This window comes from Kribbella sp. NPDC056861 (assembly GCF_040687575.1).
In the GTDB taxonomy this organism is placed as follows: domain Bacteria; phylum Actinomycetota; class Actinomycetes; order Propionibacteriales; family Kribbellaceae; genus Kribbella.
Map to the genome: position 1 here is coordinate 101,317 of NZ_JBFBNQ010000006.1, position 16,187 is coordinate 117,503.

Consider the following 16,187-nt stretch of genomic DNA (forward strand, 5'->3'; position numbering starts at 1 on the left):
TGAGGTGTGGCTAGGAAACTGCTTGAGGGTCAGACAGCTGAGCTGTACGTGCTCGACGTTGCCAGCGGGGAGCGCCGGTTGGTGCTGTCCTCGGACGAGTTGTTGTTCGAGGCACCTAACTGGGTTGGTGACTGGCTGGTCGTCAACGGGGACGGTGGGTTGTTCCGGGTGCCGGTCAGTGGGGACGGCGAGCTCGAGCGGATCGAGCTCGGCGGCGTACCGGAGATCAACAACGATCATGTGGTGAGTCCGGATGGGTCGACGGTTTATGTGTCGGCCGAGGACGGGCATTTGTACGCCGTACCGCTGGCGGGTGGGGCTGGTCGGCGGGTGAGTAATGAGCATGGTGTTCACCATTACCTGCACGGGGTTTCGCCTGATGGGTCGCGGTTGGCGTACATCGGGTTGGAGAACCGGGACGGGCTGCGGATCACCAACGTGTGGACGGTTCCGGCGGCTGGTGGGGACGACGTGCAGGTGACTGACGACGACTTCGCGGACGACGGGGCGGAGTACGGGCCGGATGGGGAGTGGATCTACTTCAACTCCGAGCGGGCCGGACAGGCGCAGTTGTTCCGGATCAATCAGGGGGTTGTTGAGCAGCTGACCTTTGACGAGCGGGTGAACTGGTTTCCGCATCCGTCACCGGACGGTTCGCGGGTCGCGTATGTGAGCTTCCCGCCGGGCACGGAGGGGCATCCGGAGAATGTCGAGGATGTTCGCGTCCGGGTGCTGGAGGACGGGCAGGTTCGTGAGGTGGCGCGGCTGTTCGGCGGGCAGGGGACGATGAACGTGCCGAGTTGGTCGCCGGACGGGCGGCAGTTCGCCTATGTGGCCTACCCGATCAAGTAGCTGAGCGGCGGCGGTACTCGGTCGGTGTCAGGCCGGCGATCGTGCGGAAGCGGCGGGCGAAGTACGTCGGATCGGGCCAGCCGACCTCGGCGCCTACGCGGGCGATCGGCAGGTCGCTGTTGGCGAGGAGGGCGGCGGCGCGTTCGGCGCGGAGGCGGGCGAGGTAGTCGAGCGGCGAGAGGCCGGTCGACTTGCGGAAGAGACGGCCGAGGTACGCCGGGTCGAGGGTGACCGCGGCGGCGAGGTCGTCGAGGCGCCAGGGTTTTGCCGGGTCGGCTTCGAGGCTGGCGATGCAAGTGAGGACTGCTGGGTGTGCGGCGGTGTCGTCGGACGTGGCGGCGGCTGGGGTGCGCGAGGCGGCACGTGCGTCGGCCTCGACGCGCGCGTCGGCGAGGATGCCGAGGATCGTCGCCAGATGTCCGAGCAGCCGTCCGGGGCTGGCGTTTCTCTCCAGATGTCCTTCCAGAGCAGCGATTGCGGCGATTGCCTCGGTCGCCGCAGCCGGATCAACGCCGGCAACATGTACGCCGTACGCGCCGGGAGCCGACGGCTCGGTCCAGAGCAGCCGCCGGTACGCCGGGAACTCGCGCAGGCCGGCCAGCTCAGCTCGGAGCGCTCGCGTGGAGACGCAGCAGTTCGCGACGGTGAGGTCCTCGCAGTCGGCGAAGGCATGCCACGCGCCGGGGCGGAGCACGATGACGTCCCCGTGGTGGAGCGCGTGTTCGCCGCGACTGGTCAGGTGGCGGCCCTCGCCCGGACCGACGACGGCTAGCTCGACGAAGTCGTGGGTGTGGGCGGCGACATCGTCGGTCAAGAGGTGGACGGCGCCGAGCACCGCGCTGCCGGCGAAGAGCGGATACTCGTGCAGCGTCTCCGGCATGTCGGGATCGTACGACTCTTGGCCGGGATCCGCCTAGCCGATCGACGGGCTGCGCGGCCAGGCTGGAGTCATGACTGAGATCAGCGAGGAGCTCGTGGCGGAGTACCGGGAGAACGGATTCGTCCGAGTGCCGGGGATCCTGACCGCGGCGGAGGTCGAGCGCTTCCGGGAGGGCGCGGCGGCGTACCTGGTACAGCACCGGCACGAGAGCCTGGAGAAGGGCGGGGTGTTCAGCCAGCTCGTCAACGTGTGGCAGCACGACGAGACCGGGCGCGACCTGACCCTGCATCCGAAGGTGGCTCGCGTCGCGGAGCAGCTGTCCGGCGTACCGGTTCGGGTGTGGCATGACCAACTGCTGGTGAAGGAGCCGCACAACAACGCGGCCACTGAGTTCCACCAGGACCGTCCGTACTGGCCGCACACCAACGACCGCCACTCACTGTCAGCCTGGATCGCGTTGGTCGATGTGCCACCCGAGCGCGGCTGCATGACCTTCCTCCCCGGCAGCCAGCATCAAACCACCCTGCAACCCCAGAACCTGCACGACGAGGACGACCTCTTCCAGCTCGACCCGTCCCTGCGCTGGATCCCCCGCGTCACCGTCCCCCTCCGCGCCGGCGACTGCACCTTCCACAACAGCTACACCGGCCACATGGCCCTCCCCAACCGCACCGACATCGCCCGGATCGCGCACGTCACCATTTACATGGACGCCGCCACCCACTTCAACGGCAACCCCCACCCCGTCACCGACCCCCTCAACCTCACCCCCAACCAACCCCTGAACAGCGACTCCTTCCCCCAACCCGCGCAACCGCCGCTGTCCTCTCTCTAGAGAACAGCCGCGGCAACTGACTTATCAGGCGGCTGCGGTGGCTTCTGTTAGTTGTTCGGCTGTGGGCTGTAGTTGCGGGGAGGCCAAGGTCAGGAAGACGTTGGCGACCGCGAAGCCGGCGGCTACCAGGAGGCCGCGTTGGAAGCCTTCTACCAAGGCTTCTTGTTGCGGGACGCCGGCGGCGAGGGCTTCGGTGGTGCGGGTGATGGAGAGGGTGGTGACGATGGCCAGGCCGAGTGCGCCGCCTACCTGGTACATCGCGTTGACCACGCCTGAGGCGGCGCCGGCTTCGTGGTTCTCGACTTCGGAGACGGCGGTGATCTGGCCCGGTACGCCGACGCCGAGGATGCCGAAGCCGAAGATGAGCAGGCCGGGCAGGAGTTGGGTGACGTAGCTGCCGGTCGCGTCGGCTTGGGAGAGAAGGAGGAGGCCGCCGACGCTCAGTACTGCGCCGGAGAGTTGCACTGTGCGGGTGCCGATCTTCTGGACGAGCTGTGAGGCGAGTACTGCGCCGATGATCGCGGCGCCACCCATCGGGAGGAAGTGCACGCCCGCCTCGAGGGCGGAGTCGCCGCGGACCTGCTGCAGGAAGATCGCGGTCAGGAAGAACATCGACAGGAAGCCCGCGCCGTTCAGCGCCAGCGCGCCGCTCGACACGCTCAGCGCCCGGGACCGGAACAGCCGCAGCGGGACCAGCGGTGCCTTCGAGCGGGCCTCGACCATCACGAAGGCGGCCAGCAGCGCGACTCCGGCCGCGAGGAAGAAGATGACCTCGCCCGATCCCCAGCCCTTCGGCTCGGACCGTACGACGCCGTAGACGACCGCCAGCAGACCCGAAGTACCGAGTACTGCGCCCGCTGTGTCGAAGGCGCGGCTGCGGTTCTCGTTGTGCCGGGTGTCGCGGACGAAGACCGGGATCAGCGCGACCAGCACGGCCACGATCGGCACGTTCACGAAGAACACCCACTGCCAGCTCAGCGAGTCGACCAGCAGGCCGCCGGCCACGACCCCGAGCGTGCCGCCGAGGCCGGCCAGGCCACCCCAGACGCCCATCGCGATGTTGCGCTCCCGGCCGTGCGCGAAGGTGACGGTCAGGATTGCCAGCGCGGCGGGCGACAACAACGCCCCACCCAGCCCCTGTACTGCGCGCGCCCCGATCAGGAACTCCGGCGAGTTCGCGAACCCGGCCACCAGCGAGGTGATGCCGAACAGCACCAGTCCGGCGACGAAGACCCGGCGCGGGCCGAGCAGGTCGGCCATCCGGCCACCGAGCAGCAGGAAGCCGCCGAACAGCAGCGTGTAGGCGTTGATCACCCATTGCAGCGAGTCGGCGGAGAAGTTCAGGTCCGCCTGGATGTCAGGCAGCGCGACGTTCACGATCGTCACGTCGAGCACCACGATGAACTGCGCTAGGGCAAGCACCGCAAGGGTGGCCCAGGGACTGCGTCGCATGTCTGCCTCACAGGAGATGTCTACGTTGTATGTATACGTTGTATGCGTACGTCGTAAACGGTAGGTCTACGTTGTAAACTTGTCAACGTGTCTCCCACCAGCAGTCAGACCGCCAAGCGGCTGGACCCGGACCAGCTCGCCACCAGCGCGCTGGCGATCGCCGACGCCGAGGGGCTGGAGGCGCTCACCATTCGCCGGCTGGCGCAGGCGCATGACGTGACGCCGATGGCGCTCTATCGGCACTTCAGCGACAAGGACGACCTGCTCGCGGCGGTCGGCGACCGGATCCTGGCCGACATCGATCTGCCCGCGCCGACCGAGGAGCCCTGGGAGACCCAGCTGCGCGCAGTACTGACTGCCTTTACCGAGGCGCTGCGGCCGCACCCGAAGACAGCCGGGCTGACCCTGTTCCGGATCCTGGTCTCGCCGCCCGGCCTGGCGATGGCCGAGCGGACGATGGAACTGCTCACCCAGGGCGGCTTCTCGACCGACAACGCCGCAGAGGTCGGCCGGCAGTCGATCTGCTCGCTGATCACCCTGGTCACCACCGAGCCGGGCGCCAACGAGGACATCGACCCGACCACCCGCGAGGACGCCCTCCGCGCCAAGCGCGCCGCGCTCTCCGCGCTGTCGCCGCACCGCTATCCGCTGATCACCGCGGCCGCGGACACCCTGATCTGCCCGACCTCCGCCGACCAGTACTACGCCCTCGGACTCGACCTGGTCGTCGCGGGAATTCGCGGCGTGCTGGCGGGGCCTGCGGCCTGAATCCCGCTACGCTCCGAAGCGGAGTCAAACCATCACACGGAGGGTTTCGTCATGGCGGGAAAGTTCGAGCTGTACGAAGACAAGTCGGGCGGGTTCCGGTTCCGCCTCAAGGCCGGCAACGGCGAGGTGATCGCGGTCAGCGAGAGCTACAAGACCAAGGACAGCGCGCTGAACGGCATCGAGTCCGTGAAGAAGAACGCCGGCGACGCCAAGGTCGACGACCAGACTGCTTAGTAGTAACAGTGAGCGGCAGGAACACCCGCGACAGCGGAGTTCCTGCCGCTCTGCAGGTCAGAGCCCGAGCTCGTGGATGACCTCGCGCACCTCGACCCCGAGCCCCTCGACCGAGGCGTCCGGAATCATCGCGGCCAGCTCCTGGGCCCGCTCCGGGCTGGCGCAGTCGAGCAGGTAGTAGCCGGCCAGGAACTCCTTGGCCTCCAGGAACGGCCCGTCGGTGACCGCCGGTACTCCGTCGCGCACCTTGACCACCGACGTCTTGGCCGGCTCGGCCAGCGCGACCGTGCTGTGGAACTCGCCGGACTCCTGCACGACCTGCAGGAACTTCTCGTGCCCACTGAAGATCGCCTGCTGCTCGGCCTCGGTCAGCGCGTTCAGGACGTCGGGGTTGATGTTCAACACGACCAGGTATTTCACGGATCTCTCCTTCACCGGCGGCTCCCCTGCCGGGAACCTCTCGTCATCAGTACGGAGCGGGCTCCGCCACTTTGACATAGCGTCGAGTCATGACTGAGCTGACTCTCGCGGACGTCCAAGCGGCGGCCGGACGGATCAAGGGATTCGCGCACCGGACGCCGGTGCTGACATCGCGCACGCTGAACGAGCGGGTCGGCGCCGAGGTGTTCCTGAAGGCGGAGAACTTCCAGCGGATCGGCGCGTTCAAGTTCCGCGGCGCCTTCAACGCGATCAGCCGGCTGAGCCCCGAGCAGCTGGCCCGCGGCGTCGCGGCGTACTCGTCGGGGAACCACGCCCAGGCGGTCGCGCTGGCCGCCAAGCTGGCCGGCACGACCGCGGTGATGCTGATGCCGAAGGATGCGCCGCCGACCAAACTCGCGGCCACCCGCGGGTACGGCGCCGAGGTGGTCACCTATGACCGGTACACCCAGGACCGGGCCGCACTGGCCAACCAGCTGGCAGAGGAACGCGGGCTGACCCTGATCCCGCCGTACGACCACTACGACGTGATGGCCGGGCAGGGCACGGTCGCGCTGGAGCTGATCGAGGAGGTCGGGCCGCTCGGCGCGCTGCTCGTGCCGATCGGCGGCGGCGGGCTTATTGCGGGCTGCGCGACCGCTGCGACCGAGCTTTCGCCGGGCATACGAGTTATAGGTGTCGAGCCGAAGGCCGGCGACGACACCGCCAGGTCGCTGGCCGCCGGCGAGCGGGTGGAGATCGAGATCCCGCGGACGATCGCCGACGGCCAGGCGATCTCCAGCCCCGGCGAGCTGACCTTCCCGATCGTGCAGCGGCTGGTCGACGGCGTCGAGCTGGTCAGCGACGACGAGATCCGGGCCGCGATGACGTTCCTGTTCGAGCGGGTGAAGGTGGTCGCCGAGCCGAGCGGCGCCTGCGCGCTGGCGGCCCTGCTGGCCGGGCGGGTGAAAAACCTGCCGGAGCGGGTCGGAGTGGTGGTTTCAGGCGGGAACGTGGGCCTGGAGCGGTGGTTGGAGCTGCTCGGAAAGCGCTGATCCGGGCCACGGCCAAGGGCAGCCTGAGTACGCACTGTGCTCACCGTCACAGAAAGCGATCGTTCACTGTGACCGGGGTCACACGAATATGCTCAGCGGCCGCCTGAGAGACGCTCAGACACGCTCAGGACACCTGGTGTTCAAGCTGGGTCCCTGATCCGTCAGAGAGGCACTCAGGGCCTTTCAAGAGGGTCCCTGCCGATCTGAGGGTTTGCGTCGTGATCATTCTGTTATACAGTCGTCGGCGGTTCGACAAATGCGCCGAACTGCGACTGTGTCAACGCCGAGTCCTGCCAGGCACTGTCGCTCCCCTCGAACAACCATGGCAGGAGTGGGGGACCCAGGAAGTTGGGTCTCGACCGTGAGTGGTCGGGGCCCTGGGGTGAAGTCCGCGGGAGCGGACCGGGCTATTGACTCTCAGCCCGAACCCGACAGCTAACTTCACAGGCGTCGGGAGACAACCATGCCCGTCACTGCCCGACGGACAGCGCTTCAGGGCGCCGTCAGTCAGTCAAGCGATGCCAGTACCCGGCCCACCGGCCGGACCCTGGCGAAGCACCGCAAGACCAACAAGTCCGCGGCCGCCCCTCGCGCCGCGGCAGCCGTCCTCTCGGTCGGCCTGGCCGTCAGCGGTGGAGCCGCGCTCAGCGTGGTCACCGCTCCGACGACCGCCTCTGCAGCAACCACCGCGAAGCTCACTGCCGGTCAGGTCCGCGGCAGCACCAGCATCGCCAGTCGCCCCCTGATTCGCTTCCGCGACTCGGGCTCCACGGTCAAGTACATCCAGAAGACCCTGCGTCTTCCGCAGGACCGGTACTTCGGCAACAGCACGGTCGCCGCGGTGAAGAAGTTCCAGCGTTCCTGGGGCATCAGCGCCACCGGTTACATGAGCAAGCCGACCTGGAACCGTCTCACCTGGGCCGCCAACCACGGCGTGCTCTACGGCAAGAAGGGTGGGGCCGCCACCGGCACCACGACGACCTTCCGCGCCAAGGTTCTGCGTGAGGCCGCGAAGCTCAAGGGCACGCCGTACCGCTACGGCGGCACGACCACCCGTGGCTTCGACTGCTCCGGCTACACCGGCTACGTGTACAAGAAGGCCGGCAAGAAGCTGCCCCGTACGTCGCGTCAGCAGTACAGCGCGACGAAGCACATCAGCAGGGCCGCCGCGAAGCCGGGCGACCTGGTGTTCTTCCGCAGCGGTGGTGGCGGCGTGTACCACGTCGGCATCTACGCGGGCAGCGGTCTGCTCTGGCACGCCTCGAAGCCGGGCAAGCCGATCGCCAAGGCAAAGATCTGGACCAGCAGCGTCGCCTTCGGCCGCGCCTGAGTTCCAGCCCGTCAGCGGCCTCGACTCCCCCCTCGAGCCGCCGCTGACCTGACAACCGGTCGCGCGTCGCCACCCCACCCCCCTCCGGCGACGCCCGACCGGTTGTCCATGTCCGGGAACACCACTAGAGATCCAGCAGCCCCGCATCATGGGCGAGGATCGCGACCTGGACCCGGTTGGTCGCGTCGAGCTTCACCAGCACCCGCGACACATGCGCCTTCACGGTCGCCTCGCTCATGAACAGCGCCCGGCCGATGTCGGCGTTGGACAGTCCCTGCGCGATCGACGCCAGTACCTCGCGCTCCCGATCGGTGAGCGCGAGCAGCCGCTCCCGAGCGATCCGCTGCCGATCCGTCCGCGGATCCGCCGCGAAGTGCCCGATCAGCCGCCGGGTCACCGTAGGCGAGAGCATCGCCTCGCCCCCGGCCACCACCCGGACCGCCTGCACCAACTCGCGCGGCGGCGTGTCCTTGAGCAGGAACCCGCTCGCCCCGGCCTGCAGCGCGCGGAACACGTAGTCGTCCAGATCGAACGTCGTCAGTACGACGACCTTCGGCGGATCAGGCAACGCCTGGACCTCCCGGGTCGCGGCCAAGCCGTCCAGCCGCGGCATCCGGATGTCCATCAGCACCACGTCGGGCTTGTGCTGCCGAACCATCGCGGCCGCGTCGGCGCCGTCGTCCGCCTCGGCGACCACCTCGAGATCGTCGGCCGACTCGAGAATCATCTTCAGCCCGGCCCGGACCAGAGCCTCGTCGTCCACGATCAACAGCCGCGTCATCGTTCTCCCTCTTTGCCATCGGACCAGGGCAACCAGGCTTCCACCCGCCACCCGCCGTCCTGAGTCGGTCCGGCGTCCAGCCGCCCACCCGACAGGGTGACCCGCTCGCGCAGCCCGACGAGCCCCGCGCCGGAACCCGGCAACAGTGAATCAGCCGCCACCGGCCGCACGTTGGTCACCCGGACCGTCACACCGGTCCCGGGCGCGCCGTCCACCAGTACTTCGGTGGAGACGCCGCGCGCATGCTTGTGCACATTGGTCAGCCCCTCCTGCACGACCCGATAGACCGTCCGCCCCACCAAGGGCGGTACGTCGTCCGGCAGGGTCAGCGAGCTGCTCACCTGTACTCCGGCCGCTCGCGACGCCTCGACCAGTCGCGCCAGGTCGGCGGCCCGCGGTACCGGGGCCAGGTCGGCGCCGCTCTGACTCAGATCGGTTCGCAGTACGCCGAGAACCTCGCGAAGGTCCTCCATCGCCTGCCGGGCGGTCTCGCGGATCAGGCCGGCCGAGCTCTCCACCTTCTCCGGCCCGACCGCCGGGTTCACCTCGAGCCCGCCGGCGTGCAGCGCGATCAGCGACACCTTGTGGGCGAGCACGTCGTGCATCTCCTGCGCGATCCGGGACCGCTCGCCCAGCCGGGCCTGCTCGGCCCGCAGTTCGCGCTCGGACTCGGCCCGCTCGGCCCGGTCCCGCAGCGACACCATCAGGTCGCGGCGGGCCCCGACGTAGGCGCCGATCGCGACCCAGGTGCCGATCACGAACGGGCCGGTGAAGATCGGCACCGTGGGATCGCCGTTCGAGGGCAGGTTGGAGACGACGTACGCGACGTACGCGGCGAAGGAGAGGATCGCCAGCACCAGGTCGCGGCGCCGGATCGCCAGCGTCAGCAGGGCCAGCCCGACCGGCATGAAGAGGCCGGCCACGCCCATCGCGATCACGGCCAGGACGGTGACGGCGACGGGGTACTTCCGGCGCCACCACAGGGCCAGCGAGGAGATCACCCCGAGGGTGAGCACCACCCAGCCGTCGGGATGCCAGCCAGGGCGGCCACCGGCGGCCTGGGCGAAGATCGTCAGCAGGCTGAACCCGACGTACATCAGGTCGCGGAAGCGCGGGGCATGCCGGACGAACCAGGCGTACCAGCGCTTCAACCGTTGCATTGCGTCAGCGTAGTCGCGCCAGGTCAGGACTTACGTCCCTCTTCGGGTGCGGTGCCGTATCCCCCTTCCGGTGGGGGTCGGGCGGCTCTCCCGGCGACTTAAGTAGGGGGTAGGTGGGGCCGCTCGGTCGATGTGGCGAGGGGGCCGGAAACGGTTGAGTAGTGGACATGATCACCGTCGAGAACCTGAGCAAGCGCTACGGCAGCGCCACGGCCGTCAGCAACGTGTCCTTCACTGTCGAGCCCGGCAGCATCACCGGCTTCCTCGGCCCGAACGGCGCCGGCAAGTCCACCACGCTGCGGATGCTGACGGGACTCACCCCACCGAGCGCCGGGCACGCGACGATCGCCGGCAAGAAGTACGCCGACCTGCCGAACCCCGGCCGCGTCGTCGGCGTGATGCTGGACGCCGCCGCCCAGCACCCGGGTCGCACCGGCCGCGAGACGCTGCAGCTGAACGCGTCGCTGCTCGGGGTGCCGAAGAACCGCGCCGACGAGATGCTGGAGGCTGTCGGCCTGACCGGCGCCGCGAAGCGCCGGGTCGGCCAGTACTCGCTGGGCATGCGTCAGCGGCTCGGTATCGCCGCCGCGCTGCTCGGTGACCCGGCAGCGCTGATCCTGGACGAGCCGGCCAACGGCATGGACCCCGAGGGCATTCGCTGGATGCGTGGCCTGCTGCAGGACTTCGCCTCCCGCGGCGGCACGGTGATCCTGTCCAGCCACCTGCTCGGCGAGGTCCAGGCGACCGTCGACCGGCTGGTCGTGATCGGTGGCGGCAAGATCGTCGCGAACGGCTCGCTGGAGGAGCTGCTGGCCGGGAGCGGCACGCTGGTCCGCGGCCTCGACCCGATCGCCCTGAACCAGGCGCTGACCGCCGCCGGGCTGAGCCTGGAGCCGCTGCACGACGGCGCCCTGCGCGTCGACGCCTCGGCCGAGCAGGTCGGCCGGGTCGCGCTCGCCGCCGGCCAGATCCTGATCGAACTGCGCGAGAGCGACGGCGCCGGCCTGGAGGAGCTCTTCTTCCAGCTCACCTCGCCCACCGCCGTCGCCGCCTGATCCCCACACCTCGCGCGACGCACCCCCCACGCTTCCTTCCTTCCCTTTCTTTTTCTCTTCCTGGAGTTATCACCATGGCTGTCTCTGAAATCACCTCACCGGTCGTCACGGCGGCTCCGGGCAAGCACCGGGCGGCCGTCGCCACCGCGCTGCCGCCCGCCCGCGGCCAATCCTTCCTGAAGCTCGTCGCGATCGAGCTGCGCAAGTCGGTCAACACCCGCAGCGGCCGGTTCCTGATCCTCGGCATCCTGGCCCTGGCGGTCGCCGCGCTGGGCTGGCAGCTCACCCACCTGAACGACGGCCGGCAGGCGTTCTCCAGCTACCTGGACGCGGCGTCGACCGGTGTCATCCTGCTGCTGCCCGTGATCGGCGTGATGGCGATGACGAGTGAGTGGACCCAGCGGACCGCGCTGACCACCTTCACGCTCTCGCCGCGCCGGATCCGGGTCCAGGTGGCCAAGTTCGTCTCCGCGATCCTGCTGAGCGCCGTCGTGCTGAGCGCAACCACCCTGCTGGCCCTGGCCGGGACGGCCATCGGCGGCTCGGTGAGCGGCGACGGAGCGACGTACGCCGGAATGGGCGGCGCGCTGGCCGGCACCTACCTGACCACCGCGCTGAACGTCGTGATGGGCGCCGCCTTCGGCGCGGTGATCGCCCAGACCGCGGTCGCGATCCTGGTCTTCTTCATCGCCCCGACCGCCTGGACGCTGGCCGGTCCGGCGCTGTTCAAGAGCAACGCCGACTACCTGGACGTGTTCGGCGCCTTCGGCCGGATCGCCGAGCGGGACCTGCACGGGATGGTGCCGCAGACGGCCACCGCGCTCGCGGTCTGGATCGTGCTGCCGACCATCGTCGGACTGTGGGCAAGCTCACGTCGTGAGGTGAAGTAACACCCCTGTCAGGGGTCGAAGACGCGGGAGGCCTGGCCGGTTTGAGGGGACCGGCTGGGCCTCCTGGCCTGATATCGGAGGACTTCCGGTGTCCAGCCAGGGGGCGGTGCGTGTGTCGGACACCGGCTCCAGGTAACCTAGAACCACGATTACTGACGACTGATCCGTGGGCGCCACGCTGCGTACCCGGTTGACTTGTGCGAGGGGGTCGACGCTATGGGGCGCGGCCGTGCAAAGGCCAAGCAGACGAAGGTCGCACGCGACCTGAAGTACCGCACCTGGGACACCGACTTGGACCAGCTCAAAAAAGAGCTGTCCGGCGGCGACGAGGGCAGTACCTCTGCGAACGGCAACAACGACGCTGACGTCGGCGATGACGCCGACGACTACCACCCCCGTCGGTAAAGCTGCAGCAGCACTCTGATCGACCTGCCCAGCGCCTCAGGGCGCGTGGGCAGGTTGATTGTGCTTCACCGACGTAGTTCCACCACACGGCAGGTCAGGTCATCCGAGCCTGCCCTTTTCCGAGGCGTTTGCGGTCCGGTTCATCCTCCGGCGCCCTAGATCCTGCAGGGGCACCGGAGGATTTCCGTACGTCGCGGGCTCAGCCGGCGTAGTCACCCTGCAGCTCGACGCCTGCCAGGCTGTCGGTCGCGGCGCTGACCTCGCCACAGACCCAGGCGGCGATATCGCGCTCGGCCAGGGCAGCGATCGCACGGTCGGCCGCGGCCGGGTCCAGGACCGCGACCATGCCAACGCCCATGTTCAGCGTCTTCTCCAGCTCGAGCTGCGGGACGCCGCCCAGCTGACCGACCAGGCCGAAGATCGGCGCCGGGGTCCAGCTGGACCGGTCGATCCGGACCGCGAGGTCTTCGGGGATGACGCGAGCCAGGTTTGCCGCGAAGCCACCGCCGGTGATGTGCGACATCGCGTGCAGCGGCTTGTCGTCGGCAGCGTTGACGGCCCGGATCAGCTCCAGGCAGTGCTTGGCGTAGACCCGGGTCGGGACCAGCAGGGTCTCGCCGAGGGTGCCGCCGAGCTCGGGGACCTCCCGGTCGAGCTGCCAGCCGGCCCGGTCGAAGAAGACGTGCCGGACCAGGCTGTAGCCGTTCGAGTGCAGTCCGGAGGAGGCCATCGCGACCACCACGTCACCGGCCCGGACCCGGTCGGCGCCGATCAGCTCGTCGGCTTCCACGACTCCGGTGGCCGCGCCGGCCACGTCGTACTCGTCGGCCTCGAGCAGGCCCGGGTGCTCGGCCGTCTCGCCGCCGACCAGCGCAGTACCGGCCTCGACGCAGGCTTCGGCGATGCCCTTGACGATCTGCGCGATCGTCTCCGGAACCACCTTGCCGGTGCAGATGTAGTCGGTCATGAACAACGGCTCGGCGCCGCAGACGACCAGGTCGTCCACCACCATGCCGACCAGGTCGAACCCGATCGTGTCGTGCCGGTCCATCTTCTGGGCGATCGCGACCTTGGTCCCGACGCCGTCGGTCGAGGTGGCCAGCAACGGCCGCCGGTACGCCGTCAGCGCACTCGCGTCGAACAGCCCGGCGAAACCGCCGAGCCCCCCGACTACCTCGGGCCGGGTCGCCTTGGCCACCCACTCCTTCATCAGCTCGACGGCCCGGTCACCGGCCTCGATGTCGACGCCGGCGGCCGCGTAGCTCGCGCCCTCGCTCACTGTGGTTCTCCTTCTTAAGGGGCTTGCTACGGCCGGGACAGCGCGTCCGCGGCGCCGGCGCCGCCGGACACCGTGGCGAGGCCGTCGATGTCGGTGCTGACCGGTACTTCGAGCAGGTGCTTGCCCAGCTGCTCCGGCTCGGGCAGCGCGACCGGGTAGACCCCGTCGAAGCAGGCCCGGCAGAGCTTGTCCTTCGGCACCGTGGTGGCCTCGATCAGCCCGTCCAGGCTGACGTAGCCGAGCGAGTCCGCGCCGATCGAGCGGCAGATCTCCTCGGTGTTCAGGCCGTTCGCGATCAGCTCCGCGCGGCTGGCGAAGTCGATGCCGTAGAAACACGGCCACTTCACCGGCGGCGACGAGATCCGGACGTGGATCTCGGCCGCGCCCGACTCGCGCAGCATCTTGATCACCGCGCGCTGGGTGTTGCCGCGGACGATCGAGTCGTCGACGACGACCAGACGCTTGCCCTCGATCACCTCGCGCAGCGGGTTCAGCTTCAGCCGGATGCCCAGCTGGCGGATCGTCTGGCTGGGCTGGATGAAGGTCCGGCCGACATAGGCGTTCTTGACCAGCCCGGAACCGTACGGGATGCCCGACTCCTCGGCGTACCCGATGGCGCCCGGCGTACCGGACTCCGGGGTGGCGATCACCAGGTCGGCCTCGACCGGGTGCTCGCGGGCCAGCTGGCGGCCCACCTCGACCCGGGTGGAGTGGATCCGCTGGCCGGAGATCTGGGTGTCCGGGCGGGCCAGGTAGACGAACTCGAACAGGCAGCCCTTGGGCTCCGGCTCGGCGAACTTGGTGGAGCGCAGGCCGTCCTCGTCGATCGCGACGATCTCGCCCGGCTCGACCTCGCGGATGAAGCTGGCGCCGACGATGTCGAGGGCGGCCGTCTCGCTGGCCACCACCCAGCCCCGCTCGAGCCGGCCCAGCACCAGCGGGCGGATGCCCTGCGGGTCGCGGGCGGCGTACAGGGTGGTCTCGTCCATGAAGACCAGGCTGTAGGCGCCCTTCACCTTCGGCAGCACCTTGGCGGCCGCCTGCTCGATGGTCAGGTCCGGATAACCGGCCAGCATCGAGGTGAGCAGATCGGTGTCGGAGGACGCGTTGTGCTTGGCGTTCGCCTTCGCGTGCTCGATGTCGACGTCCAGCCCCAGATCGAGGCCGTCGTTGCCCGCCAGCGTCGCGGCCAGCTCACCGGTGTTGGTGAGGTTGCCGTTGTGCCCGAGGGCGATCGAGCCGGTCGCGGTGGACCGGAAGGTCGGCTGGGCGTTGGCCCAGACACTGGACCCGGTCGTCGAGTACCGGCAGTGACCGACCGCGATGTACCCCTTCAGCGAGGCGAGCGTCGCCTCGTCGAAGGCCTGGCTGACCAGACCCATGTCCTTGTAGACCAGGATCTGGGTGCCGTTGCTGACCGCGATGCCAGCCGACTCCTGGCCCCGGTGCTGCAGAGCGAAGAGTCCGAAATAGGAGAGTTTGGCGACCTCTTCCCCGGGAGCCCACACCCCGAAGACGCCACAAGCGTCCTGAGGGCCTAGGTCCTGCGGGTCAAGATCATGAGTGAGCCGACCATCGCCACGAGCCACGATCAGCAGTCTACGGGACTACATCCGCGACCAGTTCACGCCGGGGGTCCCACGGCGGCGGCTACAGTAAGCCACTTCTTGATCACGAGTCGTCCCTCCGAATAATCTGAAAGAGCCAATCAAGCGCTCATTGTCGACGCACTCTGTATATGGTCGGTTCCAAACAGGCGCTGAGGGAGTGGACTACCGTGCTGGAACCGCTGGGTGTGGATGACGCCACCTTCGCGGTCTACCACGCCCTGCTCAGCCGGCCGGACAGCACACCTGCGCAGATCGCCGGATTACTGAACCGGCCGGTGGCCGAAATCCTCGACACCATGGACCAGCTGCGCAAGCTCGATCTGCTGGTGCCGACCTGGACCGATCCCGACGCCGAGCACGCGGTCCATCCCCGGGTCGGCCTGTCCGGACTGGCCGAGCGGCGGCGCGGCGAGCTGACCAGGATGCTGAACGAGCTCAGCCAGGCGGAGTCCTCGGCCGACGTGATCGCCGAGCAGTACAACGAGTTGCTGACCTCCCGCAGCAGCGGCGACATCGAGGTACTGAAGGGCCGTGCGAACGCGTCCCGCCGGATCGAGGAGCTCGGCCTGAAGGCGAAGCACTCCTTCTGGGGGATGGTCCCGGCCCACATCGACGACGCGCTGCACCCGGTCGAAGGCTCCCCGGACGCGCCGCTGCTCGAGCGTGGCCTGAAGATGCGCACCATCTACCTGCAGAGCATGACGGTCTCCAAGCCCGGCCTCGACTACGCGGCGATGCTGCACCGCCTCGGCGGCGAGGTACGGGCCACGCCGACGCTGCCGATGCGGCTGCTCATCCTCGACCACGAGATCGCCATCATGGCGATGGATCCGGAGAACCCGACCGCCGGCGCCGTGATCCACCGCAGCCCGTCCGTGCTCGCACTCGCGCTGGCCCTCTTCGACTCCTACTGGGCCCGTGCCACCGAGCTGTTCTCCCCCGAGGACCGCGACGACAACAACCCGCTCACCCCGCACGAGGCCGAGGTACTGCGCCTGCTGGCCGGCGGCGCCAAGGACGAGCAGGTCGCCCGCCTGCTGGGCATCTCGCTGCGCACCGCCCGCCGGATCACCGCCAACCTCTCGGACCGGCTGGACGCGACCAGCCGTTTCGAGCTGGGAGTGGCCGCCGCCAAACGCGGCTGGGTCTGACGGAGAAATCCCCAGCGGAACTCCGCAATTGCC

The 16,187-nt window shown here is 68.8% G+C and carries 17 protein-coding genes and 1 riboswitch; of the genes, 10 read left to right on the forward strand and 7 right to left on the reverse strand.

What is annotated here, in order from left to right:
* The first annotated feature begins 6 nt into the window (after positions 1–6).
* Positions 7–852 carry a biopolymer transporter Tol gene (locus AB0P21_RS28710; protein WP_363700339.1) on the forward strand — a complete coding sequence of 282 codons (846 nt, stop codon included), beginning with the start codon at positions 7–9 and terminating at the stop codon, positions 850–852.
* Here the strand turns inward: AB0P21_RS28710 and AB0P21_RS28715 are convergent.
* Complete coding sequence (locus AB0P21_RS28715) at positions 845–1,732, reverse strand: AraC family transcriptional regulator (protein WP_363700340.1); 888 nt, start codon at positions 1,730–1,732, stop codon at positions 845–847. The genes AB0P21_RS28710 and AB0P21_RS28715 overlap by 8 nt on opposite strands.
* A 70-nt stretch (positions 1,733–1,802) precedes the next feature.
* Here AB0P21_RS28715 and AB0P21_RS28720 point away from each other — a divergent pair, with 70 nt between their 5' ends.
* Positions 1,803–2,567, forward strand: a complete 765-nt coding sequence (locus AB0P21_RS28720) for a phytanoyl-CoA dioxygenase family protein (protein ID WP_363700341.1) — start codon at positions 1,803–1,805, stop codon at positions 2,565–2,567.
* A 24-nt stretch (positions 2,568–2,591) separates the two neighbouring features.
* Here the strand turns inward: AB0P21_RS28720 and AB0P21_RS28725 are convergent, their stop codons facing one another.
* Positions 2,592–4,019, reverse strand: a complete 1,428-nt coding sequence (locus tag AB0P21_RS28725) for an MFS transporter (RefSeq protein WP_363700342.1) — start codon at positions 4,017–4,019, stop codon at positions 2,592–2,594.
* A gap of 87 nt (positions 4,020–4,106) precedes the next feature.
* Between AB0P21_RS28725 and AB0P21_RS28730 the strand changes: the two genes are divergently transcribed.
* Complete coding sequence (locus tag AB0P21_RS28730) at positions 4,107–4,787, forward strand: TetR/AcrR family transcriptional regulator (protein ID WP_363700343.1); 681 nt, start codon at positions 4,107–4,109, stop codon at positions 4,785–4,787.
* Positions 4,788–4,838: 51 nt separating this feature from the next.
* Positions 4,839–5,021 carry a YegP family protein gene (locus AB0P21_RS28735; protein WP_363700344.1) on the forward strand — a complete coding sequence of 61 codons (183 nt, stop codon included), beginning with the start codon at positions 4,839–4,841 and terminating at the stop codon, positions 5,019–5,021.
* Positions 5,022–5,078: 57 nt separating this feature from the next.
* Here AB0P21_RS28735 and AB0P21_RS28740 read toward each other — a convergent pair whose 3' ends face one another.
* Positions 5,079–5,441, reverse strand: a complete 363-nt coding sequence (locus tag AB0P21_RS28740; RefSeq protein WP_363700345.1) for a YciI family protein — start codon at positions 5,439–5,441, stop codon at positions 5,079–5,081.
* Between the two features lie 89 nt (positions 5,442–5,530).
* Here AB0P21_RS28740 and AB0P21_RS28745 point away from each other — a divergent pair, with 89 nt between their 5' ends.
* Together AB0P21_RS28745 and AB0P21_RS28750 are read left to right on the forward strand one after the other, a co-directional pair.
* Positions 5,531–6,493, forward strand: a complete 963-nt coding sequence (locus AB0P21_RS28745; protein WP_363700346.1) for a threo-3-hydroxy-L-aspartate ammonia-lyase — start codon at positions 5,531–5,533, stop codon at positions 6,491–6,493.
* Positions 6,494–6,764: 271 nt separating this feature from the next.
* Positions 6,765–6,957: riboswitch (cyclic di-AMP (ydaO/yuaA leader) on the forward strand.
* On the forward strand, positions 6,957–7,823 hold the full coding sequence (locus AB0P21_RS28750; RefSeq protein WP_363700347.1) for an NlpC/P60 family protein: 867 nt from the start codon (positions 6,957–6,959) through the stop codon (positions 7,821–7,823). It overlaps the preceding riboswitch by 1 nt.
* 124 nt (positions 7,824–7,947) lie before the next feature.
* On the opposite strand, the gene AB0P21_RS28755 is transcribed toward AB0P21_RS28750, so the two are convergent.
* Positions 7,948–8,604 carry a response regulator transcription factor gene (locus AB0P21_RS28755; protein WP_363700348.1) on the reverse strand — a complete coding sequence of 219 codons (657 nt, stop codon included), beginning with the start codon at positions 8,602–8,604 and terminating at the stop codon, positions 7,948–7,950.
* Positions 8,601–9,764 carry a histidine kinase gene (locus tag AB0P21_RS28760; protein WP_363700349.1) on the reverse strand — a complete coding sequence of 388 codons (1,164 nt, stop codon included), beginning with the start codon at positions 9,762–9,764 and terminating at the stop codon, positions 8,601–8,603. The genes AB0P21_RS28755 and AB0P21_RS28760 overlap by 4 nt, the downstream gene beginning before the upstream one ends.
* 167 nt (positions 9,765–9,931) lie before the next feature.
* Here AB0P21_RS28760 and AB0P21_RS28765 point away from each other — a divergent pair, with 167 nt between their 5' ends.
* The 3 genes from AB0P21_RS28765 to AB0P21_RS28775 all read left to right on the forward strand — a co-directional run bounded on the left by AB0P21_RS28765 (position 9,932) and on the right by AB0P21_RS28775 (position 12,114).
* The gene (locus AB0P21_RS28765) at positions 9,932–10,819 is read left to right on the forward strand and encodes an ABC transporter ATP-binding protein (protein ID WP_363700350.1); all 888 of its coding nucleotides are present in this window, start codon (positions 9,932–9,934) and stop codon (positions 10,817–10,819) included.
* 74 nt (positions 10,820–10,893) lie between these two features.
* A complete protein-coding gene (locus AB0P21_RS28770; protein WP_363700351.1) occupies positions 10,894–11,709 on the forward strand; it encodes an ABC transporter permease in 816 nt (271 codons plus the stop codon).
* A gap of 216 nt (positions 11,710–11,925) precedes the next feature.
* Positions 11,926–12,114: a DUF3073 domain-containing protein gene (locus tag AB0P21_RS28775; protein WP_363700352.1), complete on the forward strand. Its 189-nt coding sequence runs from the start codon at positions 11,926–11,928 to the stop codon at positions 12,112–12,114.
* 199 nt (positions 12,115–12,313) lie between these two features.
* On the opposite strand, the gene purM is transcribed toward AB0P21_RS28775, so the two are convergent.
* Positions 12,314–13,393 carry a phosphoribosylformylglycinamidine cyclo-ligase gene (gene purM, locus AB0P21_RS28780; protein ID WP_363700353.1) on the reverse strand — a complete coding sequence of 360 codons (1,080 nt, stop codon included), beginning with the start codon at positions 13,391–13,393 and terminating at the stop codon, positions 12,314–12,316.
* A 26-nt stretch (positions 13,394–13,419) separates the two neighbouring features.
* On the reverse strand, positions 13,420–14,982 hold the full coding sequence (gene purF / locus AB0P21_RS28785) for an amidophosphoribosyltransferase (RefSeq protein ID WP_363700354.1): 1,563 nt from the start codon (positions 14,980–14,982) through the stop codon (positions 13,420–13,422).
* Between the two features lie 188 nt (positions 14,983–15,170).
* Here purF and AB0P21_RS28790 point away from each other — a divergent pair, with 188 nt between their 5' ends.
* Positions 15,171–16,154 carry a LuxR C-terminal-related transcriptional regulator gene (locus AB0P21_RS28790; protein WP_363700355.1) on the forward strand — a complete coding sequence of 328 codons (984 nt, stop codon included), beginning with the start codon at positions 15,171–15,173 and terminating at the stop codon, positions 16,152–16,154.
* The last annotated feature ends 33 nt before the right edge of the window (positions 16,155–16,187 follow it).